General features: G+C 68.6%; 19 protein-coding genes. 12 read left to right on the top strand and 7 right to left on the bottom strand.

The window, feature by feature from the left end; genetic code table 11:
• Nucleotides 1-2: 2 nt before the first annotated feature.
• On the bottom strand, nt 3-1,388 hold the full coding sequence (locus ABT313_RS10250; RefSeq protein ID WP_350850764.1) for a glycine--tRNA ligase: 1,386 nt from the start codon (nt 1,386-1,388) through the stop codon (nt 3-5).
• A gap of 81 nt (nt 1,389-1,469) precedes the next feature.
• A complete protein-coding gene (locus ABT313_RS10245; RefSeq protein WP_198681898.1) occupies nt 1,470-1,751 on the bottom strand; it encodes an antibiotic biosynthesis monooxygenase family protein in 282 nt (93 codons plus the stop codon).
• Nucleotides 1,752-1,827: 76 nt separating this feature from the next.
• On the opposite strand from ABT313_RS10245, the gene ABT313_RS10240 reads away from it, so the two are divergent.
• The 3 genes from ABT313_RS10240 to ABT313_RS10230 are packed head-to-tail and all read left to right on the top strand — an operon-like array spanning nt 1,828 to nt 6,256.
• Nucleotides 1,828-4,785 (top strand): ATP-binding protein, encoded by a 2,958-nt coding sequence (locus ABT313_RS10240; RefSeq protein ID WP_350850762.1) that lies wholly within the window; start codon nt 1,828-1,830, stop codon nt 4,783-4,785.
• Nucleotides 4,786-4,825: 40 nt separating this feature from the next.
• Nucleotides 4,826-5,914: a class I SAM-dependent methyltransferase gene (locus tag ABT313_RS10235; protein WP_350850760.1), complete on the top strand. Its 1,089-nt coding sequence runs from the start codon at nt 4,826-4,828 to the stop codon at nt 5,912-5,914.
• A gap of 30 nt (nt 5,915-5,944) precedes the next feature.
• The gene (locus ABT313_RS10230) at nt 5,945-6,256 is read left to right on the top strand and encodes a DUF6703 family protein (RefSeq protein WP_350850758.1); all 312 of its coding nucleotides are present in this window, start codon (nt 5,945-5,947) and stop codon (nt 6,254-6,256) included.
• On the opposite strand, the gene ABT313_RS10225 is transcribed toward ABT313_RS10230, so the two are convergent.
• Nucleotides 6,257-6,799 (bottom strand): TetR/AcrR family transcriptional regulator, encoded by a 543-nt coding sequence (locus ABT313_RS10225; RefSeq protein ID WP_350850756.1) that lies wholly within the window; start codon nt 6,797-6,799, stop codon nt 6,257-6,259.
• Nucleotides 6,800-6,896: 97 nt separating this feature from the next.
• On the opposite strand from ABT313_RS10225, the gene ABT313_RS10220 reads away from it, so the two are divergent.
• A complete protein-coding gene (locus ABT313_RS10220) occupies nt 6,897-8,117 on the top strand; it encodes an FAD-dependent monooxygenase (RefSeq protein ID WP_350850755.1) in 1,221 nt (406 codons plus the stop codon).
• On the opposite strand, the gene eboE is transcribed toward ABT313_RS10220, so the two are convergent.
• Nucleotides 8,073-9,215: a metabolite traffic protein EboE gene (eboE, locus tag ABT313_RS10215; protein ID WP_350850754.1), complete on the bottom strand. Its 1,143-nt coding sequence runs from the start codon at nt 9,213-9,215 to the stop codon at nt 8,073-8,075. The genes ABT313_RS10220 and eboE overlap by 45 nt on opposite strands.
• A 117-nt stretch (nt 9,216-9,332) precedes the next feature.
• Nucleotides 9,333-10,634, bottom strand: coding sequence for a YibE/F family protein (locus tag ABT313_RS10210; RefSeq protein WP_350850751.1), 1,302 nt, complete (start codon nt 10,632-10,634; stop codon nt 9,333-9,335).
• 52 nt (nt 10,635-10,686) lie between these two features.
• Here ABT313_RS10210 and ABT313_RS10205 point away from each other — a divergent pair, with 52 nt between their 5' ends.
• The 7 genes from ABT313_RS10205 (at nt 10,687) to ABT313_RS10175 (ending at nt 15,972) form a co-directional block, all read left to right on the top strand.
• Nucleotides 10,687-11,628 (top strand): metal ABC transporter substrate-binding protein, encoded by a 942-nt coding sequence (locus ABT313_RS10205; RefSeq protein WP_350850748.1) that lies wholly within the window; start codon nt 10,687-10,689, stop codon nt 11,626-11,628.
• Complete coding sequence (locus ABT313_RS10200) at nt 11,625-12,380, top strand: metal ABC transporter ATP-binding protein (RefSeq protein ID WP_350850747.1); 756 nt, start codon at nt 11,625-11,627, stop codon at nt 12,378-12,380. Before ABT313_RS10205 ends, ABT313_RS10200 begins: the two co-directional genes overlap by 4 nt.
• Entirely contained in the window at nt 12,377-13,381 is a 1,005-nt protein-coding gene (locus ABT313_RS10195; protein WP_350850745.1) for a metal ABC transporter permease, read from the top strand. The genes ABT313_RS10200 and ABT313_RS10195 overlap by 4 nt, the downstream gene beginning before the upstream one ends.
• Before the next feature lie 50 nt (nt 13,382-13,431).
• Complete coding sequence (locus ABT313_RS10190) at nt 13,432-13,824, top strand: Fur family transcriptional regulator (protein ID WP_350850742.1); 393 nt, start codon at nt 13,432-13,434, stop codon at nt 13,822-13,824.
• A gap of 48 nt (nt 13,825-13,872) precedes the next feature.
• Nucleotides 13,873-14,349 (top strand): MerR family transcriptional regulator, encoded by a 477-nt coding sequence (locus ABT313_RS10185; protein WP_350850740.1) that lies wholly within the window; start codon nt 13,873-13,875, stop codon nt 14,347-14,349.
• Nucleotides 14,350-14,410: 61 nt separating this feature from the next.
• Complete coding sequence (locus tag ABT313_RS10180) at nt 14,411-15,385, top strand: aldo/keto reductase (protein WP_350850739.1); 975 nt, start codon at nt 14,411-14,413, stop codon at nt 15,383-15,385.
• Between the two features lie 92 nt (nt 15,386-15,477).
• Nucleotides 15,478-15,972, top strand: coding sequence for a GNAT family N-acetyltransferase (locus ABT313_RS10175; protein ID WP_350850737.1), 495 nt, complete (start codon nt 15,478-15,480; stop codon nt 15,970-15,972).
• On the opposite strand, the gene ABT313_RS10170 is transcribed toward ABT313_RS10175, so the two are convergent.
• On the bottom strand, nt 15,958-16,905 hold the full coding sequence (locus tag ABT313_RS10170; RefSeq protein ID WP_350850736.1) for a sigma-70 family RNA polymerase sigma factor: 948 nt from the start codon (nt 16,903-16,905) through the stop codon (nt 15,958-15,960). The genes ABT313_RS10175 and ABT313_RS10170 overlap by 15 nt on opposite strands.
• A 148-nt stretch (nt 16,906-17,053) precedes the next feature.
• Here ABT313_RS10170 and ABT313_RS10165 point away from each other — a divergent pair, with 148 nt between their 5' ends.
• Nucleotides 17,054-18,433 (top strand): MFS transporter, encoded by a 1,380-nt coding sequence (locus tag ABT313_RS10165; RefSeq protein ID WP_350850734.1) that lies wholly within the window; start codon nt 17,054-17,056, stop codon nt 18,431-18,433.
• Here ABT313_RS10165 and ABT313_RS10160 read toward each other — a convergent pair.
• Entirely contained in the window at nt 18,430-19,524 is a 1,095-nt protein-coding gene (locus ABT313_RS10160) for an S-(hydroxymethyl)mycothiol dehydrogenase (protein WP_350850732.1), read from the bottom strand. The two genes, ABT313_RS10165 and ABT313_RS10160, sit on opposite strands and share 4 nt — an antisense overlap.
• Nucleotides 19,525-19,601 lie beyond the last annotated feature (77 nt).

Here is a 19,601-nt window from a genome sequence, read left to right as displayed (position 1 = left end):
CGTCAGCAACCCACCAGGTGCTGGGCGAGGTATCCGGTGACCTCGGTCAGCGCGACCCGCTCCTGCTTCATCGAGTCGCGCTCCCGGATCGTCACCGCCTGGTCCTCGAGGGTGTCGAAGTCGACGGTGATGCAGTACGGCGTACCGATCTCGTCCTGGCGGCGGTAGCGCCGCCCGATCGCGCCGGCGTCGTCGAAGTCGACGTTCCAGCTCTTCCGCAGCTCGGCGGCCAGGTCGCGGGCCTTCGGCGACAGGTCGGCGTTGCGGGACAGCGGCAGTACGGCGGCCTTGACCGGGGCGAGCCGCGGGTCGAAGCGCAGTACCGTCCGCTTGTCGACGCCGCCCTTCGCGTTCGGGGCCTCGTCCTCGGTGTAGGCGTCGAGCAGGAACGCGAGCACGTTGCGGGTCAGGCCGGCCGCGGGCTCGATCACGTACGGCGTCCAGCGCTCGCCCTTCTCCTGGTCGAAGTACGACAGGTCGGCGCCGGAGTGCTTGGAGTGGGTGGTCAGGTCGAAGTCGGTGCGGTTCGCGATGCCCTCGAGCTCGTCGAACTCCTTGCCGCCGAAGTTGAACCGGTACTCGATGTCGACGGTCCGCTTCGAGTAGTGCGAAAGCTTCTCCTTCGGGTGCTCGTAGAACCGCATGTTGTCCGGGTTCAGCCCGAGGCCGGTGTACCAGTCCCAGCGCGCCTTCAGCCAGTACTCGTGCCAGTCCTCGTCGGTGCCGGGCTCGACGAAGAACTCCATCTCCATCTGCTCGAACTCGCGGGTCCGGAAGATGAAGTTCCCGGGTGTGATCTCGTTGCGGAAGCTCTTGCCGACCTGGGCGATGCCGAACGGCGGCTTCTTCCGGGCGGTGCCCATCACGTTCGCGAAGTTGATGAAGATGCCCTGCGCGGTCTCCGGGCGGAGGTAGTGCAGGCCCTCCTCGGACTCGACCGGGCCGAGGTAGGTCTTCAGCAGGCCGTTGAACATCCGCGGCTCGGTGAACGTGCCCTTGTTGCCGCAGTTCGGGCAGGCGATCTCGGCCAGCTTGACGTCGTCGGCGTCCTTGTTCTTCCGGCGGGCGAAGTCCTCGCGGAGGTGGTCGTCGCGGAACCGCTTGTGGCAGGACTGGCACTCGGTCAGCGGGTCGACGAACTCGGCCAGGTGGCCGGAGGCCTCCCAGACCTGGGTCGGCAGGATCACCGAGGAGTCCAGCCCGACGATGTCGTCGCGACCGGTCACCATCGTCCGCCACCACTGGGTCCGGACGTTGTTCTTCAGCTCGACGCCGAGGGGTCCGTAGTCCCAGGCCGACTTGGTACCGCCGTAGATCTCGCCGCAGGGATACACGAAGCCTCTCCGCTTGCTGAGGCTGACGACGGCATCGACGGTTTCCACGGGCACTTTTCGACTCCAGAACGGGCACAGGTGAAGCTACGGAAAGGTCCAGGCTATCGGTCCCGGGTGGCCCTCATCGAATCCGTGCTAGGTCAGCAAATCTTCGTACGCCGTCGGCTCGTCGATCGCCTCCGACAGCAGCGGCACCGCGGCCACCTTCACGTCGTACGGCGACAGCGCCCGGCGGTAGCTCCCGACGTTGACGAACTCCAGGTCAAGGGCCAGTAACTCCGGGTCGTCGACGTTCCGCCCGACCCGGGCCGAGACGAAGCCCTTCTGCTGCGACAGCACGTCGATCGCGACCTGCACCCGCTCGGCGAACTGGGCCTGTTCGGCCTCCCCCACCCGGAACCTGATCACCACGAACACCCGAGTCACCTTACGTGACACGCACGGACGCCGGTCAGCACTTCCCCCGGGCCGCCGGCCGCCGCACAGTGTCGGTATGCCCGAGCGTGTCGTCGGCCGGCGACGGGAGCTCGGCACTCTCGCCGGCCTGCTGGACGAGGTCGAGCGCGGCCGCGGCCAGGGCGCGCTCCTGATCGGCGACGCCGGCATCGGGAAGTCGACCACGGCGGCCGCCTTCGCGGACACTGCCCGCGAGCGGGGGTACGTCGTCGCGTGGGGCCGCTGCCCGGAGACGGAGACCCTGCCGTACTGGCCGTGGCGGCAGGCGTTCCGCGCGCTCGGACTGTCGACTGTGCTGCCCGACGATCCCGGCACCGGCCGGACCGGTGTCTTCGCGGCTGTGGCCGACCAGCTCGCGACGGCGACCGCGGAGTACCCCGCCTTGATCATCCTGGAGGACCTGCACCTCGCGGACGGTCCGGCGCTCGCACTGCTGCCCTTCGTAGTCGGTCTGCTCCCGGAGCTTCGCTGTCTGCTCCTCATAACCAGCCGGGACAACGCGGTGGACGTCGCCGAGCCCGCCGCCGAGGCACTCCGCGCGCTGCCGCCGTCGTTCGTGCGGATACCGCTGAGCGGGCTGGACCGCGAGGCAACCGGACAGCTGGTCACACAGGTCCTGGGGCAGGACACGGACCTCGCGTACGCCGACGTGGTGCACGACCGCACCGGCGGGAACCCGTTCTTCGTCCAGGAGCTCGCCCGCTGGCACGCAGCCCGCGGTACGACGTCCACCGAGACACCGACCGGCGTACGGCAGGTGCTGGAGCGTCGACTCGCCCGCCTGAGCCAGCCGGCGTACGACGTACTCGCGACTGCCGCCGTTCTCGGAGAGGACGTGGACCTGGAGCTCGTCGCCGCAGTTGACGAGACGACCACGGCCGACATGCTCGTAGTACTAGCTGATGCGGTCGCGGCGCGGCTTGCCGAGGTGGACGGGACCCGGATGCGCTTCGCACACTCGCTGGTTCGCGAGGTGGTGTACTCCGGCCTGGGTGTTCACCGCAGGTCCCTGCTGCACCTCAGGGCGGCAGAGCTGCTTGCCGGGAGGCCGGACGCTGACCCCGGACAGGTCGCTGCGCACTACCGCGGGGCGGTCGGTCAGCCGGATGCGGCCACGCGGTCGCGTCAGTTCGCATTGCTCGCGGCTCGGGCCGCGCAGCGGCAGTCCGGGTACGAGCAGGCGGTGCGGTTCTATCGCTGGGCGGATGTCGAGGACCCGCTGGTGCAGCTGGAGTTGGGCGAGGCACAGGTCCTGGCCGGTGAGCTGGCGGCCGGACGGGACACGCTGCGAGCTGTGGCACGAGAGGCGACTGATCCCCGGACAGTCGCGAGAGCTGTGCTGGGCATGGGCGGTGGGGTCGGCGGGTTCGAGGTGGACCTCAGTGACACCGAGCAGACGGAGTTGCTGGCAAGCGTCGTACCGCAGCTGCCGGACGACGCACTGAAGGCTGCTGCTGTCGCACGCGTGGCACTCGGGCGGATACCGACTGACCGCGGTGACGGTCCTCGGCAGCTGGCGGACGAGGCGGTGCGGATGGCCAGGGCGACCCGGGATGCGCGCGCCGAAGCTGCGGCGTTGGCGGTGTGGTGCGACGTGTTCGCCGGGCCGGACCACGTGGCCGAGCGGGCCGCCGCGGCCGAGCGCATGCTGGCGCTCGCGACCGGTGACCTGGCGCTGCTGCTGCTGGCCCGGCGGTTGCTGGTGGTGGCTCTGCTCGAGCAGGGCCGGTTCACGGATGCCGACGTACAGATTGCCGCGTTCGCCCGCGCGGTCCTGCCTCTCCGTCTTCCGCTGTACAGCTGGCTGGTGCCAATCTGGAAAGGCATGCGCGCGTTGATGTCCGGACGGCTCGACGAGACCGAGACCTGTATCGCTGAGGCCACGCGGCTCGGCGAGGATGCGGAGAGCGTCAACGCGCCGCTTATGGTGTTCGCCCTGGGTGCAGCACTCGCCGACACGACCGGTGTGTTCGACGAGCTGCAGGCGTACGTCGAGACCGTGATGGTGCCGTTCATCGGCAACCCGATGATCGACGGGCCGTCGGCGTACTACCTGGCACGAGCAGGAGCGGTCGAGGAGGCCCGCGGCATAGTACGGCGCCGTGTCCGCGACGGACTGGACGCAATCCCCACGGACGCCGAGTGGCTGGAGTCCGTCGCCTTCCTGGGCGCGGCAGCTGGAGTACTCGGCGACGACGAGTGCGCACAGCTCGCGTTCGACGCGTTGACGCCGTACGCCGGGCTGTGGGTGATCGATGGGGTCGGAGGCGCGTGTCTGGGCAGCGTGTCCCTGTTCCTCGGCCGGTTGGCTGCGCAACTGGGACGGCCTGAGGCACGTGAGCTGCTGGAGACGGCGCTGGAAACGCACCGGATGGCCGGCGCGGAGACCCTGGTCGTGGAGACCGAGAAGGCCCTGGCCGAGCTTGGAGCAGTCCACGCCGCCCCGGGTGTCGGCGTACTCCGGCGCCTCGGTGCGACGTGGGAGGTGACGTGGCGTGGTGTCACAGTGCAGGTTGCCGACTCCAAAGGCGTGCGCGACCTGGCGCTACTACTCGCGCGGCCGCGGACACCGGTGAGTGTTATCGACCTTTCAGGTCCGGGTCGAGTCCATGGCGCCGACCTCGGACCGGCACTCGACGACCAGGCGCGAGCCGCCTATCGCGAGCGGCTGCGGGAGCTGGCGGATGAGCTCGCCGAAGCTGAGGACCGAAACGACCTGGGCAGAGCGGAGAAGCTCCGTGTTGAGCAGGAGTTCCTGACCCAGGAGCTGGCCGGTGCGCTCGGGCTCGGTGGCCGGGCCAGGTCGGCAGGTGATCCAGTGGAGCGCAGCCGGAAGGCGGTCTCGATGCGTATCGGCGCGGCGGTGAAGGTGATCGAGCGCGTCCACCCGGCGCTGGGCCGGCATCTGCGGGCCTCGATCCGCACCGGCCGCCAGTGCGTCTACGAGCCGGAGGACGACGTCACCTGGCATTGCCAGGTGACATCTGGCGCCTGAGTGGGTGAAGGCAGTTCCTACTCAGCAACAGGAGAGCGACATGACCACCACAGACGTCACCAAGGCAGACCCGGCAGCCGCGGAGGCCCTGCTCGGACGGATGTTCGGCGCAGCACTCGGTGCGGCCGAGCTGCTCACGATCTACCTCGGCGACAAGCACGGCATCTACCAGGCGATCGGTACGAACGGTCCGATCACAGCAACCGAGCTGGCCGAGCAGACCGGTGTCGACCACCGCTACCTGGTCGAATGGCTGCAGTCACAGGCGATCAGCGGCCTGCTGACGATCCATGGCACCGACGTCTGGACGGACCGGTTCGAGCTGGCACCCGGCGTACGCGAGGCGCTGTTGGAGCCGATGAGTCCGTTCTACGCCGGCGGTCTGGCCGCGATCGTGCCCGCAGCCGGCAGGGCGTTTCCCCAACTGGTGGAGGCGTTCCGCACCGGCGCCGGCGTGCCCTACACGGCGTACGGCGAGGAGGCGGTGCTGGCGCAGGAGGGGCTGAACCGGCCGGCGTACGTCAACTCGCTGACGACCGAGTGGGTCCCGGCTGTGCCCGGACTGCACGACGTACTGTCCGCAGGTGCGCGCGTGGCCGACCTGGGGACCGGTGCGGGCTGGTCGGCCATCGAACTGGCCAAGGCGTACCCGGCGGTGCGGGTGGACGGGTACGACAACGACGAGGACTCGATCAGCCGGGCCCGTCGCAACGCGGCCGAGCAGGGTGTGGCCGACCGGGTCGACTTCGAGGTCCGCGACATCAGTGCGGTCGCAGCCGGGCAGTACGACGTGGTGACGTTCTTCGAGTGCCTGCACGACTTCGCGCACCCCGTGGAAGCGCTGATCGCTGCGCGGACAGCCCTGGTACCGGGTGGTTCGGTGATCGTCATGGACGAGCGGGCGGACGAGGTGCTCGCTGCGCCCGGCGACGAGGTCCAGCGGTTCCTGGCCGCGGCCAGCACTATCTGGTGTACGCCGCAGGGCCTGGTCGACGCGGACTCCGACGTGGTCGGCGCGATCATGCGACCGGATCAGCTACGGCACCTGGCCGAACACGCCGGGTACAGCGGTGTCGACGTACTGCCGATCGAGCACCCGTTCTGGCGCTTCTACCGACTCAACCCGTAGCAACTACCTACAGCCTGGAACAATGGTGCAATGAGTTCCCCCAGCGGCAGTCAGCCGGTCAGCTCGCTACGGCAGCGTCTGACGAAGATCAGCTACCCGTATGTCGCGAAGCTGCACGCCGCACCGAAGCTGACGCTGCCCGGGATCACGCTGGTGCTCGCACTGGCCGGAGTGTTCGCTCCGGCAGTGGTCGGGGTGCCGGCACTGATACTGCTGGCTCTGCTGCTGTCGTGGCTCGCGTTCCTGTCGTGGCCGGCCGTCACCGGCGGACCGAAGTTCCTGCGGATCTTCTCGATTCTGCTGATCCTGTTCTGGGCCGTTTCGAGGATCGCGAAAGGCTGATCAAGGCCGGCCGAGGCTGTCGTAGGCAGCCTCGACCGAGGCCTCCCGCAATTCGTCCACCGGCACGTGGTCGAGCATCACCGCACAGTCGGACAGACCGCCGAGCGCGACCATGCAGCGCACCACGTCGGACAGCGACGGCTCGGTGCCGATCAGCAGCGTCGCCAGCGTCCCGCGCCATTCGATGAACCGGTCCGCCAGGTTGAGCTCGTGCAGCACGGAGAGGTCGCGGATCGCGAGCTGGATCAGCTTGCGGTGGCGGTAGGCGAGGTCGAAGTACGAGCCGAGGAGCTCGCGCGGGGCGACCGGGGCTGCCGCCTGCTGCGCGGCGGCGTACGCCTCGAAGTCGGCGATCATCGGCTCGACCAGGCTGTTCAGCAGGTCCTCGCGCGACGCGAAGTGGTAGTACAACGCCGGCTTGGTGAACCCGAGCCGGTCGGCGATGTCGCGCAGGCTGGTCTGCTGCATCCCCCGCTCGGCGAACAGCTCCAGCGCGGCCTGCTGGATCCGCGCCCGGGTGTCCCCGGTCCGTTGTCTCGGCATACCCCGAAGATTAACTGACCTTCCGGTAAGTAAGCCATTGACAACGCCTAGACGCATGCTTACCTTCCGTTAAGTAAGCAAACGTCAGGGGGCTGTGATGAAGGTTCTGATCTCGGGTGCGAGCGTGGCCGGTCCGGTCCTCGCGCACTGGCTGCACCGCTACGGTTTCGAGCCGACGATCGTCGAGCGCACACCCGAACTGCGGCACGGACTCGGCGGTCACGCCGTCGACCTGTTCAGCTCGGCCGCCGAGGTGACCCGCTGGATGGGCTGCTGGGACGCGATCGACGCGGCCCGCACCCGGATCGACTCGATGACGATGGAACGGTTCGGCCGCCGCCCGGTCGAGGTCGACCTGAGCCGGATGTACGCCGGGATCTCGAGCAGCCACGTGGAGATCCTCCGCGGCGAGCTGACCAGGATCCTGTACGACGCCTCCCGCGACGCCGCGGAGTACCTCTTCGGCGACTCGATCGCGAGCCTGCACGACGACGGCAGCGGGGTCGACGTCACGTTCGACTCCGGCACACAGCGTCGCTTCGACCTCGTCATCGGCGCCGACGGTCTGCATTCGAACGTCCGCCGGCTCGCCTTCGGCCCCGAAGAACCGCTACGGCGCTGGCTCGGCGGCTACCTCGCCGTGTTCTCGATGCCGGACGTCTTCGGCGTCGGCAACCACACGCTCGCGCACCTGTCCGTCGACAAGCTCATCGGCATCTACGGCGTCCACCAGACCGGCCAGACACGCAGCGGCTTCCTGTTCCGTACGCCGACCGAGCTGCACTACGACTACCGCGACAAGGACGAGCAGAAGGCCTTGCTGGTCAGGGAGTTCAGCAACTACGGCTGGAAGGTGCCGCAACTGCTGGAGCACCTGGAGACCGCCGAGGACTTCTACTTCGACTCGATCGCACAGATCACGTTGGACACCTGGAGCAAAGGGCGCATCGGGCTGGTCGGCGATGCAGGCTACTGCCCCGGACCGGCAGTTGGCGGCGGGACGAGTCTGGCCGTCATGACGGCGTACATCCTGGCGAGCGAACTGGCCGCGGCACGGGGCGATCTGGCGTCAGGGCTGAAGAGCTACGAGCGCATCATCCGGCCGCTGGTCGAGCAGAGTCGGAGGATCGGCCCGAAGCTGATGAGGACGATCATCCCGGGCAGCCCGCTGGCACTGCGGCTGATGCCGTTCGCCGCTGCAGCGCTCCCGAAGCTGCCCACGGCGGTGCAGCGCTTCATCTGGTCGCAGAACGCAGTAGGTAAGACGCTCGGCTCAGTGGATCTCGTCCAGCCCCAGGTCAGTCAGTCGGTCGCGTAGCCAGGTCAGCTCCTTGGTGATCCGTTTGACCAGGGACTGCCGACCACGCGGCCACATGTACACCTCGGACTCCAGGTGGTGCGTTAGTGGATGCCCACCGCCGACCAGTCTGGTCAAACAGTCGTCGAGTACGCCGGTTGTCACGCTCAACCCGTCCGGTGGCGCACTGTGGGCCGGCAGGTGCGTGTGCATCCGCCAAGCCGCGTGACCCGACAACTCGTAGGCCTGGGCGACGTCGTCCACTCCCGGCCCGCCCCACTCACGCACCTGCCTCAGGTACTTCGGTGTGCCGAGCTGCGTCAGGACATACCGAGCGGCCGCATCGGACGGGTCCACCAGCGTCGGCGCAACAGACAGCTGCCCTTTGACCACGTCGACTCCGGCCCGCCACAGCATCTGGAACACATCAGCCGGCTCCTCGAACTGCACGGCCAGATGGCACGCGTCCAGTCCCAGTCCGATGCGCGACGTACCGCCGTACGGACTGGAGTAGCGGTCCAGCCACGCAGCGGCCTGACCGACCATCTCCAGGACGCAGCCCGGCTCAGTCTCGACAGCCAGCCGGATCGTCCGGCCGGTCCGGTTCTCGGTCCGCGCGAGGTGCTGCTCGACCCGGTCGAATGCCTCACGCGCGGCGCGGTTGCGCGCCTTCGACCACGGCACGCGCCAGGCCAGCGGGACGGTCGAGACCGATCCGTACGACGCGTCCGCGGGGAGCAACTCGGCCAGCACATCGACCAGGTCGAGGGTGTAGCGGAGCCGCTCCGGGTCGGTCCAGTCCGGGCAGTACAGCTTGCTGCCGACAACCTTCTCGGCGAAGTGCGCATGCGGGGTGCCGTTCAGAGTGACGACTTCGAGCCGATTGCGGTGCAGCGATCGACGGAGCTTGCTGAGCGAGGACGGCGAGTTCGCGAGCCGGTCGGCCAGCCGGTGTGGAAACCACAGTCCAACCCCGAGCACAGGTACGCCGAGTGCCGAGCGCACCGGTCCGGCGCAGTCGTCGAGACCGGCGATCAGCTCGTCGAGCTCACCGGCCGGATGCACGGTCGCGCAGTACGCCAGATGGACGGTCGAACCGTCCCGATGACGAAATCTCATCAGCTCCTCACCCCGTTCGGCCACCGAAGGTAATTGCGGGCGGACTCTCCGTGACCTACCAGCACTGTAGAAGCCTGACGGCCCGGGCGGAAGGGCTGATTTTCGGTCAGCTATGCCCTAGTCGTAGATGTGCTCGACGTCGGCAACCAGTTCGCGGGAGCGGTCGGCGACGGCCATCGCGGCGAGGGCGGTGGTGAGCGGTACGGCGGCGATGATGCCGAGGCTGCCGACCAGGCCGCGGACGATCTCCATCGCGACCGATTCGGTGGACAGAACGGCCCGGCCGGGCAGGTCCTGGATGGCGAAGACGAGCAGCACCGGCAACGATGCACCGGCGTACGCCAGGACGAGGGTGTTGACCACCGAGGCGACGTGTGTCCGGCCGATGCGCAGACCCGCAGTGACCAGCTCGCGGCGGTTGGCGGCCGGGTTCGCCGCCGACAGCTCCCAGACGGCCGCCGCCTGTGTGACGGTCACGTCGTCCAGCACACCCAGCGCGCCGATGACCATGCCCGCGACCAGCAGGCCGGTGAGGTCGATGTTGGGCACCAGCGACTTGGCGCCCGACGCACCCTCGGACGCCAGCCCGCTCAGCTGGCAGAACTTGGTGAAGAACCAGCCCAGCAGGACCGTCAGGCCGAGCGCGGCCACTGTCCCGGACAACGCGATCGAACTCTCGGCATTGATCCCGTGCGTGAGGAACAACGCGATCGCCATGATCACCGTGCCGCCGACCACCGCGACCAGCAGCGCGTTCTCGCCGTGCAGGATCGCCGGGAGGATGAACTGCGTCAGCATCACCGCCGTCACCGCCAGCGCGATCAGCGCCGCGAACCCTCGCCAGCGTGACAGTGCAACGACCGCGACCGCGAAGATCCCGGCCAGCAGCAACAACGAGTTGGTGCGGTCGTGGTCGACATAGGAGTATCGCTCGGCCAGCGTCTGTGCGCCGTCGTCGATGCCGAGCATCACCGTCTGACCGACCTTGACCGGGATCGGGGTCTGGTTGGCCTTCGGCACCTCGATCGGCACCGTGCGGCCCTTGTCGGGACCGCTCGTGAGCTTGACCGTGGCCTCGTCACACTGCTGCCCCTGCTTCCCGGGGCAGGCCTTGACCGCGGTGACGTCGCCGCGCGCGGTGGCGGTCTGGTACGACGCCACCTTCACATCACCGTCGGGCCACATCACGATCATCCCGACCACCGCGGCGAGCAGCAGCGGGATCAGCACCGCCGCGACCACGATCCGGACCCGCCGGGCCACGATCGCATCGTCGTTCACCACCGACGTGTCGACCACGTGGTCGCCGTGGCCGTGCCCATGGCCGTGGCCATGTCCGTGGCCCGCGGGAATTTCCAGCTTCCGGCGTCGGTTGCTCCGGTGGTCGGCGCGCCGGCGCCCGACGTTGCGGCTGGCCATCGTATGACTCCCTGTTTTGACAACCAGTTCCAATTAAATGAAAATGATTGTCATGAGATCTGGTCTTCGAGCCATTGTCGCCGGTGCCGTCGCGACGGCGACACTCGCCCTGGCCGGATGCGGCGGCGCAGCCACCGGGACCACCAACGGCAAGCTCGACGTCGTGACCTCGTTCTATCCGCTCGAGTTCATCGCCCGCTCGGTCGGCGGCGACGCCGTGAACGTCACCACCCTGACGGCGCCAGGCGTCGAGCCGCACGACCTCGAGCTCACCCCGAAGCAGGTCGGATCGATCGCGACGGCGAAGCTCGTCGTCTACGAGAAGGACCTGCAGCCGGCCGTCGACGAGGCCGTCGACCAGAACGCGGAGGACGCCGGGTTCGACATCGCCCCGGCCGCCCAGCTCGAGGCCACCGGCGCGGACTTCGAGGAGCACGACGACGGCGCGATGCCGGCCGCGCACAAGCAGAACGCGCTCGACCCGCACTTCTGGCTCGACCCGGTGCGGTACGCCGAGGTCGTGAAGGCCGTCGAGGAGAAGCTCGTCAGCCTCGACAGCGCCAACGCCACCGGGTACCACGAGCGTGCCAAGGTCCTGCTCGCGCAGATCAGCAAGCTCGATACCGAGTACCGGACCGGTCTGGCCGACTGCAGGCTGAACACGTTCGTGACGAGTCATGAGGCGTTCGCCTACCTGGCGAAGCGATACGGTCTGACGATGATCGGGATCGCCGGGTTCGCGCCGGACGCGGAGCCGACGCCGAGCCGGATCAAGGAGGTCCAGGACATCGTGAAGAACCAGAACGTGTCGACGATCTTCTACGAGGAGCTGGTCAGCCCGAAGGTGGCCGAGACGATCGCGAACGACGTCGGCGTGAAGACCGCCGTGCTGAGCCCGATCGAAGGCCTGTCCGACGCCAACTCCAAGGAAACGTACCTGACCCTCATGCAGCAGAACCTCCAGGAACTGCGCACGGCGAACGGCTGCAGATGACACCAGAAGACGCCTCCAGGGCCGTCCAGGTCTCCGATCTCTCGGTCGACCTGGGCGGTCGGCTCGTGCTCAGGGGTATCGATCTGCGGATCCGGCAGGGCGAGGTGGTCGCCGTGCTCGGGACCAACGGGTCCGGCAAGTCCACGCTGATCAAGACCATCGTCGGCCTGCTGCCGGCGGCTCGCGGCGAGGTCCGCCTGTTCGGTACGCCGGTCCCCCGCTTCCGCCAATGGCACCGCGTCGGGTACGTGCCGCAGCGAATCACCGCGGCCGGCGGCGTACCGGCGACCGTGTACGAGGTGGTGTCGTCCGGTCTGCTCTCCAAGCGGCGGCTGTTCAGCCCGCTCGGGGCCGCCGGCAAGCAAGCGATCGAGCAGGCGCTCGAGGTCGTCGACATGGCCGACCGGCGCAAGGACGCGGTCGCCGAGCTGTCCGGCGGGCAGCAGCAGCGGGTGCTGATCGCACGGGCCCTGGTGTCCGATCCGGAGCTGATGATCCTCGACGAGCCGACGGCCGGTGTGGATCTGGCCAGCCAGCAGATCTTCGCCGACGCGGTCCGGGACAAGGTCGCCGGCGGCACGACGGTGGTCCTGGTCAGCCACGATCTCGGCCCGATGGACGCGTTGATCGATCGCTCGGTGGTGATGCGCCGCGGCCGCATCGTGTACGACGGACCGCCGCACGCCTCGCAGACCCACGCCCACGTCCACCATTCACACACCGACGACGGACCGGGGTGGACGCCATCATGAGCCTCTTCGAGCTCGAGTTCATGCAGCGGGCACTGATCGCCGGCCTGCTGACCGGACTGTCCGCGCCGGCCATCGGCACCTACCTCGTGCAGCGGCGTTTGTCGCTCCTGGGTGACGGTATCGGCCACATCGCGATCACTGGCGTCGCGCTCGGTCTGCTGACCGGCAGTGCGCCAGTGCTGACCGCAGTGGTCGTGTCGATCGCCGGTGCGACAGCTATCGAGCTGATCCGGGCGCGCGGCAAGGCCACTGGCGACGTGGCGCTCGCCCTGATGTTCTACGGCGGTATAGCGGGCGGAGTGCTCCTCATTGGGCTAGCCGGCCAAGGCGCAGCCACCCTGAACACCTATCTGTTCGGTTCACTCACCACGGTGTCCCAGAGCGACCTGTACGTCGTTGTCGGCCTGGCCGTGACCGTGCTGGTCGTGGCGATCGGCCTGGGACCGCAGCTGTTCGCCGTCTGCCAGGACGAGGAGTTCGCCCGTACGACGGGGCTCCGCGTGCAGTTGCTCAACCTGTTGATCGCCGTGATGGCTGCCGTGACCGTCACGGTGGCTATGCGGACCGTGGGCCTGCTGCTGGTCAGCGCGCTGATGGTGGTCCCCGTGGCGACAGCTCAGCAGGTGACGCGCTCCTTCCGCAGTACGTTCGTCACCGCGTGCATCATCGGCGTGCTGGCGTGTCTGGCCGGCATCATCACGTCGTACAACGCGAATGTGGCTCCGGGCGCGACCATCGTCGTGCTAGCGCTGGCCGGGTTCGTGGTGGCGGCCGCGGTGGGGACGCTGCTCCGGCGGCGGTCCGGCCGGATGCGTCCGCTCGCGGACGATGAGCCGGAGGTCGGGCTGCCGGCTCCGGAGCCGCATGTGGTCAGCCCCGGGCACCCCCACGCCCACAGCCAGGCTTGTGGTCATCAGAAGGTCGACCACGGCGACCATGTCGACTACGTTCACGACGGTCACCTGCACGCGGCACACGGGGACCACTGGGATGAGCACTGACACTTGCCGACTTCTGAGAGAATTGGGCTGACGAGATGACAGGAGGAACGGTGGCTATCGGAACACGCTCGACCCGTCAGCGCGCGGCGGTCGCGCAAGCGCTCGACAAGCTCGACGAATTCCGCACCGCCCAGGAGATCCACCAGGACCTCCGGTCCGCCGGTGAGAACGTCGGCCTGACCACTGTCTACCGCACCCTGCAGGCGCTCGCGGACTCCAGCGAGGTCGACGTACTGCGCAACGCCGACGGCGAAACGGCGTACCGGCGCTGCTCGAAGGGTCATCACCACCACCTGGTCTGCCGCAACTGCGGGCGGACGGTCGAGGTCGAGGGGCCCGCCGTCGAGCGCTGGGCCGACAAGGTCGCCGCCGAACACGGCTACGCTGACATCAGCCACACCCTGGAGATCTTCGGCACCTGCGCCGACTGCCAGCAGGTGTGATCCCGAGAGTTTGCCTTTGAGCGCGCTCTAAGGCGTACGGTCGTAGACATGAACGCGACCGAGCTGCTCACGGACCGTCGTGCCGCCATAGCTGCGCATCACGCGGAGCTGGAACCGGTCGACCCGGATCTGCTCTGCCTGCTCGAGCTCCCGGACGATCTGCCCGAGCAGCTGTCCATCGCCGAGGCCGCCGAGCTCACCGGCCTCACCGCGCACACGCTGCGGTACTACGAGCGGATCGGGCTGCTCGACGTACGGCGGGACGCCGCCGGCTACCGCAGCTACGACCGGCGGGCGATGGCCCGGATCGTGTTCATCAGCAGGCTGCGTGCCTCCGGGATGCCGATCGGCACGCTCAGCCACTACCTGGCGCTGGTGCACGAGGGCGAACACACCGCACCCCAGCGGCTCGCCCTGATGCAGGAGCACCGCGCCAACATCCAGCGGCAGCTGCGTGATCTGCAGCTCGCCCTCGCGGTGACCGACTACAAGATCGACATGTACGGCGGCACTGCCACTCCGTAACTTTTCCTCGCTCGACCCGGGGGTCCCGGGCGGAGCCATGCCATTTTTCAGGGAGATTCTGATGAAACTGGGTACTCAGGGCGCCGAGGTCAGCCGGCTCGGACTCGGCTGTATGGGAATGAGCTTCGCGTACGGCGCGGCCGACGACAACGAGTCCGTCGCGACCCTGCACCGCGCGCTCGACCTCGGCATCACGTTCCTCGACACCGCCGACATGTACGGCTTCGGCGCCAACGAGGAGCTGATCGGCACAGCGATCGCCGACCGCCGCGACGAGGTGTTCCTGGCGACGAAGTTCGGCATCATCGGGGACCCGCGGAACCCGTCGGCCCGCGGCGTGAACGGGTCGCCGGAGTACGTCCGGTCCGCGATCGACGCCTCGCTGCAACGGCTGGGCGTCGACCACGTCGACCTCTACTACCAGCACCGGGTGGATCCCGGCGTACCGGTCGAGGAGACCGTCGGCGCGATGGCGTCGCTGGTCGAGGCCGGCAAGGTGCGGTACCTCGGCCTGTCCGAGGCGTCGGCGGAGACGATCCGGCGGGCGCATGCCGTCCATCCGATCACCGCGGTGCAGTCCGAGTGGTCACTGTTCAGCCGCGACATCGAGGAGTCGGTGCTGCCGGCCTGCCGCGAGCTCGGCATCGGCATGGTGCCGTACTCGCCGCTCGGGCGCGGCATGCTGACCGGTGCGATGCCGACGGACCTGCCGGCCGACGACTTCCGCCGTACCCTGCCGCGCTTCACCGGCGACAACCTCGACGCGAACCTCGCGCTGGTCGACGAGATCCGCTCGGTCGCCGCCCGGTACGACGCCACGCCGGGCCAGGTCGCGCTCGCCTGGGTGCTTGCGCAGGGCAACGATGTGGCTCCGATCCCGGGGACGAAGCGGCGCAAGTACCTGGAGGAGAACGCCGCGGCGCTGCAGCTTTCGCTGACCGCGGAGGATCTGGCCGGCCTGTCGAAGCTGAGCCCGGTCGGCGACCGCTACCCCGACATGAACTGGGTCGCCGGGCAGACCGCGCCGCAGGACTGATAAACTGACCGCAGTAAGCCTTCCGTACCGGACTCTTCCGGCGGGAGGCTTTTCTGCGTTCTGATTCGTTCCGATTCGCTGTGAGGAGACCTATGTCTGATCTTGTGGTGCGCCGTGTCGACGCCTCCGACCGCCCGCTGATGGAGCGGTTGTGGCTGCTGTTCCGCCACGACCTGTCCGAGTTCCAGGGGCAGGTGCCGCGGCCCGACGGCAGCTACCGCTCCGAGTGGCTGGAGAAGGTCCTGACCGGCGATCCGGAGTGGGCCGGGTACCTGGTCTCCCTTGGTGAGAACCCGGTCGGTTTCTGCTTCATGCGTGCCCTGCAGCGGCCGGTGCACGTGCTGAACGCGTTCTTCATCGTCCGACCGGTACGCCGCAGCGGCCTGGGCCTGCGGGCGGTGCAGGAGGTGCTGTCGAACCACCCGGGCCCGTGCGACGTCGCGTTCCAGGGCAACAACGAGAAGGCGGTCCGGTTCTGGCAGCGCGTCGCGACCGAGGTGTCCGGCGACGAGTGGACGCAGGAGGCGCGCCCGGTCGCCGGCAAGCCCGACGCGACACCGGACCTGTGGATCTCATTCAAGGTCTAGCGGCAGGCCAAAGTACTCGAACAGGGTCTGGTCGAAGAACGTGATGTTGTGGGTGATTCCGGCCTTGCTGACGGCGAAGACCTGCAGGCTGTGGGCGCGGAACCTGCCGTCGTCGGCGCGCACGTACGCGCCGACGGCCGGCTGGTCGTTCGCCACAGTCGTCACCATCCGCCAGGACGGGCCGCGCATCGCGTAGACCCGCTCGATGAAGGCGCCGTACGCGTCGCGTCCCACCAGCCACAGCGGAGCCGGCGGCATCTCGAGCACGACCCGCTCGGCCAGCAGCCGGCTGAGGCCCTGTACGTCGGCCGACTCGAAGGCTCGCACGTAGTCGTCGACGATCTGCCGGATCTCCTTGTCGGTCGGCTCGTCGACATCGTCCTCAGTGACATCGACCTCGGCCAGCCGGGCCCGGGCGCGTTGCAGCGCACTGTTCACCGACGCCGGTGTGGTCTCCAACGCCTCCGCGACATCGGCCGCGGACCAGTCGAGGACATCTCGCAGTACGAGGACAGCTCGCTGGCGTGCGGGCAGGTACTGCATCGCGGCGACCAGCGCGAGCCGCAGACTCCCCCGGGCCTCCATCGCACCGGCCGGATCGCCGACCGTCGGGAACGGCTGCAGCCAGGGCACGTCCATCGCCAGCTCGATCGGCGCCTGCGCATCGGTCGTCGCTCCGACCAGTCCTGATGGGAGCGCGCGGCGACCGCGGCCCTTGAGCACGGTCAGGCACGCGTTGGTCGCGATCCGGTAGAGCCACGTGCGGAGCGAGGCGCGCTCGGCGTCGTACGTGTCGATCGCCCGCCACGCCCGCAGCATCGTCTCCTGGACCAGATCCTCCGCGTCGTGAACCGACCCGAGCATCCGGTAGCAGTGCGCCAGCAACTCACGCCGGTACGGCGCCACCTGCTGATCGAAGTCGTCACGGTCCACGGCGCGAGCCTCCCATTTGTCCGGGTCTGTGGAAGTACATACCGCGCTGCTCGCCGGAATTCATCGCTGCTCGGCCGATGAATTCGCGAGGTGCGCCAGGTACATACCCACGTCCTGACTCTCAGGCACTGGACGAGGGAGAGACCTGATGGCCACTGTGATGATCGACCGCCGCGCCGACGTCGGCGCGCGGCGCGGACTGATGCTCGCCGTGCTGCTGCTCGGCCAGTTCATGGCACTGCTCGACACGTCCGTCGTGAATGTCGCGATGCCCACCATCGGCACCGGCTTCCACGCATCGGGCGCCTGGCTGCAACTGGTGGTCGGCGGCTACATGGTCGCGTACGCGATGACGCTGATCACCGGAGCCCGGCTCGGCGACCTCTACGGCCGCCGCCGGATGTACCTGATCGGGGTCGTGCTGTTCACGCTCGCGTCGCTCGCGTGCGGGCTGGCGCCGGCGATCCTGCCGCTGGTGCTGTTCCGTTTCGCGCAAGGCATGGCGGCGGCGGTGATGGTTCCGCAGATCATCAGCGTGATCCAGACCCACTTCACCGGCCCCGCCCGGGCCAAGGCGCTGTCGGCGTACGGCGCGACGCTGTCCGCGGGCCAGGTCGCTGGTCTGGTCGTCGGCGGCCTGCTCCTCGCCGCGAACCTGTTCGGGTCCCAGTGGCGCCCGATCTTCCTGATCAACGTCCCGGTCGGCATCGTCCTCGCGCTGCTGGTCCCCCGGCTGGTGCCGGCCGACGTACCCCGGCCGGCGGTTGCGCGTCGGCTGGACCTCACCGGGCTGGCGATCTCGACCTGCGCCGTACTCCTGCTGGTACTGCCGATGGTGATCGGGCACGAGCTCGGCTGGCCGGGATGGACGTTCGCCTGCATCGTCGCGGGGCTTGTCCTGGCAGTGGCCTTCGTCCGGGTCGAGCGCCGGGTCGCCGATCCGCTCCTCAACCTCGACGTACTGCGTGCTCGCGGGCTCGGGGCCGGTATCGCCACACTCACCTGCACGCTGCTGGCCGTCTCCGGGTTCATGTTCAGCTTCACCCTGCACCTGCAGAACGGCCTCGGCGAGTCCGCCCTGCACTCCGGGCTGACCTGGCTCCCCTTCGCTGTCACGTTCGGTCTGGTCGGGTTCTTCTGGCGTTCGCTCCCGAGCCGGGTGCATCACCTGGTCGTCCCCACCGGCCTCGCTCTGTGCATGCTCGGGTACGTCGGCATCGGGCTCACACAGCTCGGCGCCGGGCCGCTCGTGTGGCCCGCGCTGGTGCTGGCCGGTGCAGGCATGGGTCTGTCCGCCAGCCCGCTCGTCACCCAATCGCTGGTCCACGTCCCGTTCAACCGAGCGGCCGACGCGAGCGGCATCCTCACGACGACGATCCAGCTCAGCCAGGTCGGCGGCGTCACGGTCTTCGGAACCTTGTTCCTGTCCGGAGGCTCACTCGCGACAACGAGCTGGTTCCTCGCCCTCGCCGCCGCACTCGGCATCGTTGCGGGCAGCTTCCTCGCCCGCAACGTGCGCCAGGCTTAGAAGACGACCACCGAACGCAGCACGTCGCCGTGGTGCATCTTGGTGAATGCGGCCTCGACGTCGTCCAGCGCGATCGTCTCGGAGACGAAGCGGCCCAGCGGGAGGCGGCCCTGGAGGTGGAGGTCGATGAGCAGCGGGAAATCGCGGGTCGGCAGGCAGTCGCCGTACCAGCTGGACTTGAGTGAGCCGCCGCGGCCGAAGAAGTCCAGCAGCGGCATCTCCAGCTGCATGTCAGGAGTGGGCACACCAACGAGCACGACCGTGCCGGCCAGGTCCCGCGCGTAGAACGCCTGCTTCCACGTCTCCGGGCGGCCGACCGCATCGATCACGACGTCCGCACCGAACCCGCCGGTCAGCTTCTGCACCGCCTCGACGACGCCGTCGTGGTCGAGGTCCTTGGAGTTGATCGCGTGGGTCGCGCCGAGCTCCTGGGCCACGGTCAGCTTGCGGTCATCGATGTCGATGGCAATGACCTTGGCTGCCCCGGCGAGACGGGCTCCGACAACGGCCGCCGTACCGACGCCGCCCGAACCGATGACCGCCACTGTGTCGCCGCGGCCGACGTTGCCGGTGTTGATCGCGGCGCCGAGACCGGCCATCACACCGCAACCGAGCAGGCCGGCGACCTCCGGCTTCGCGGCCGGGTCGACCTTCGTGCACTGGCCGGCCGCGACCAGGGTCTTGTCCGCGAACGCGCCGATCCCGAGCGCCGGGCTCAGCTCGGTCCCGTCCTTGAGCGTCATCTTCTGCTTGGCGTTGTGCGTGTTGAAGCAGTACCAGGGCCGGCCGCGCAGGCAGGCGCGACAGTTTCCGCAGACGGCCCGCCAGTTCAGTACGACGAAGTCGCCCGGCGCGACGTCCGTGACACCCTCGCCGACCGACTCCACGATGCCCGCGGCCTCGTGGCCGAGCAGGAACGGGAAGTCGTCGTTGATCCCACCCTCCCGGTAGTGCAGGTCGGTGTGGCAGACCCCGCAGGCCTGGACCTTCACCACCGCCTCACCCGGACCCGGGTCCGGGATCGTGATCTCCTCGATCGTCACCGGCGCACCCTTGCCCGCCGCCACCACACCACGCACCGTCTGAGCCATTCCCCGAACCTAACCGGCCGGGCCCACTCCCGTCAGCCCCCTCGGCGTGTACGCCGCCGTGTCCCCCGGTCGGTGGA

Origin of the sequence: Kribbella sp. NPDC000426, from assembly GCF_040300265.1 — a bacterium.
GTDB lineage: Bacteria > Actinomycetota > Actinomycetes > Propionibacteriales > Kribbellaceae > Kribbella.
This window is presented reverse-complemented; position numbering and strand designations above follow the sequence as displayed.

Coding starts and splice junctions, on each gene's coding strand:
- ABT313_RS10240 (WP_350850762.1), top strand. CDS start 1,828: ATGCCCGAGCGTGTCGTCGGCCGGCGACGGGAGCTCGGCACTCTCGCC.
- ABT313_RS10235 (WP_350850760.1), top strand. CDS start 4,826: ATGACCACCACAGACGTCACCAAGGCAGACCCGGCAGCCGCGGAGGCC.
- ABT313_RS10230 (WP_350850758.1), top strand. CDS start 5,945: ATGAGTTCCCCCAGCGGCAGTCAGCCGGTCAGCTCGCTACGGCAGCGT.
- ABT313_RS10225 (WP_350850756.1), bottom strand. CDS start 6,799: ATGCCGAGACAACGGACCGGGGACACCCGGGCGCGGATCCAGCAGGCC.
- ABT313_RS10220 (WP_350850755.1), top strand. CDS start 6,897: ATGAAGGTTCTGATCTCGGGTGCGAGCGTGGCCGGTCCGGTCCTCGCG.
- eboE (WP_350850754.1), bottom strand. CDS start 9,215: ATGAGATTTCGTCATCGGGACGGTTCGACCGTCCATCTGGCGTACTGC.
- ABT313_RS10210 (WP_350850751.1), bottom strand. CDS start 10,634: ATGGCCAGCCGCAACGTCGGGCGCCGGCGCGCCGACCACCGGAGCAAC.
- ABT313_RS10205 (WP_350850748.1), top strand. CDS start 10,687: ATGAGATCTGGTCTTCGAGCCATTGTCGCCGGTGCCGTCGCGACGGCG.
- ABT313_RS10200 (WP_350850747.1), top strand. CDS start 11,625: ATGACACCAGAAGACGCCTCCAGGGCCGTCCAGGTCTCCGATCTCTCG.
- ABT313_RS10195 (WP_350850745.1), top strand. CDS start 12,377: ATGAGCCTCTTCGAGCTCGAGTTCATGCAGCGGGCACTGATCGCCGGC.
- ABT313_RS10185 (WP_350850740.1), top strand. CDS start 13,873: ATGAACGCGACCGAGCTGCTCACGGACCGTCGTGCCGCCATAGCTGCG.
- ABT313_RS10180 (WP_350850739.1), top strand. CDS start 14,411: ATGAAACTGGGTACTCAGGGCGCCGAGGTCAGCCGGCTCGGACTCGGC.
- ABT313_RS10175 (WP_350850737.1), top strand. CDS start 15,478: ATGTCTGATCTTGTGGTGCGCCGTGTCGACGCCTCCGACCGCCCGCTG.
- ABT313_RS10165 (WP_350850734.1), top strand. CDS start 17,054: ATGGCCACTGTGATGATCGACCGCCGCGCCGACGTCGGCGCGCGGCGC.
- ABT313_RS10160 (WP_350850732.1), bottom strand. CDS start 19,524: ATGGCTCAGACGGTGCGTGGTGTGGTGGCGGCGGGCAAGGGTGCGCCG.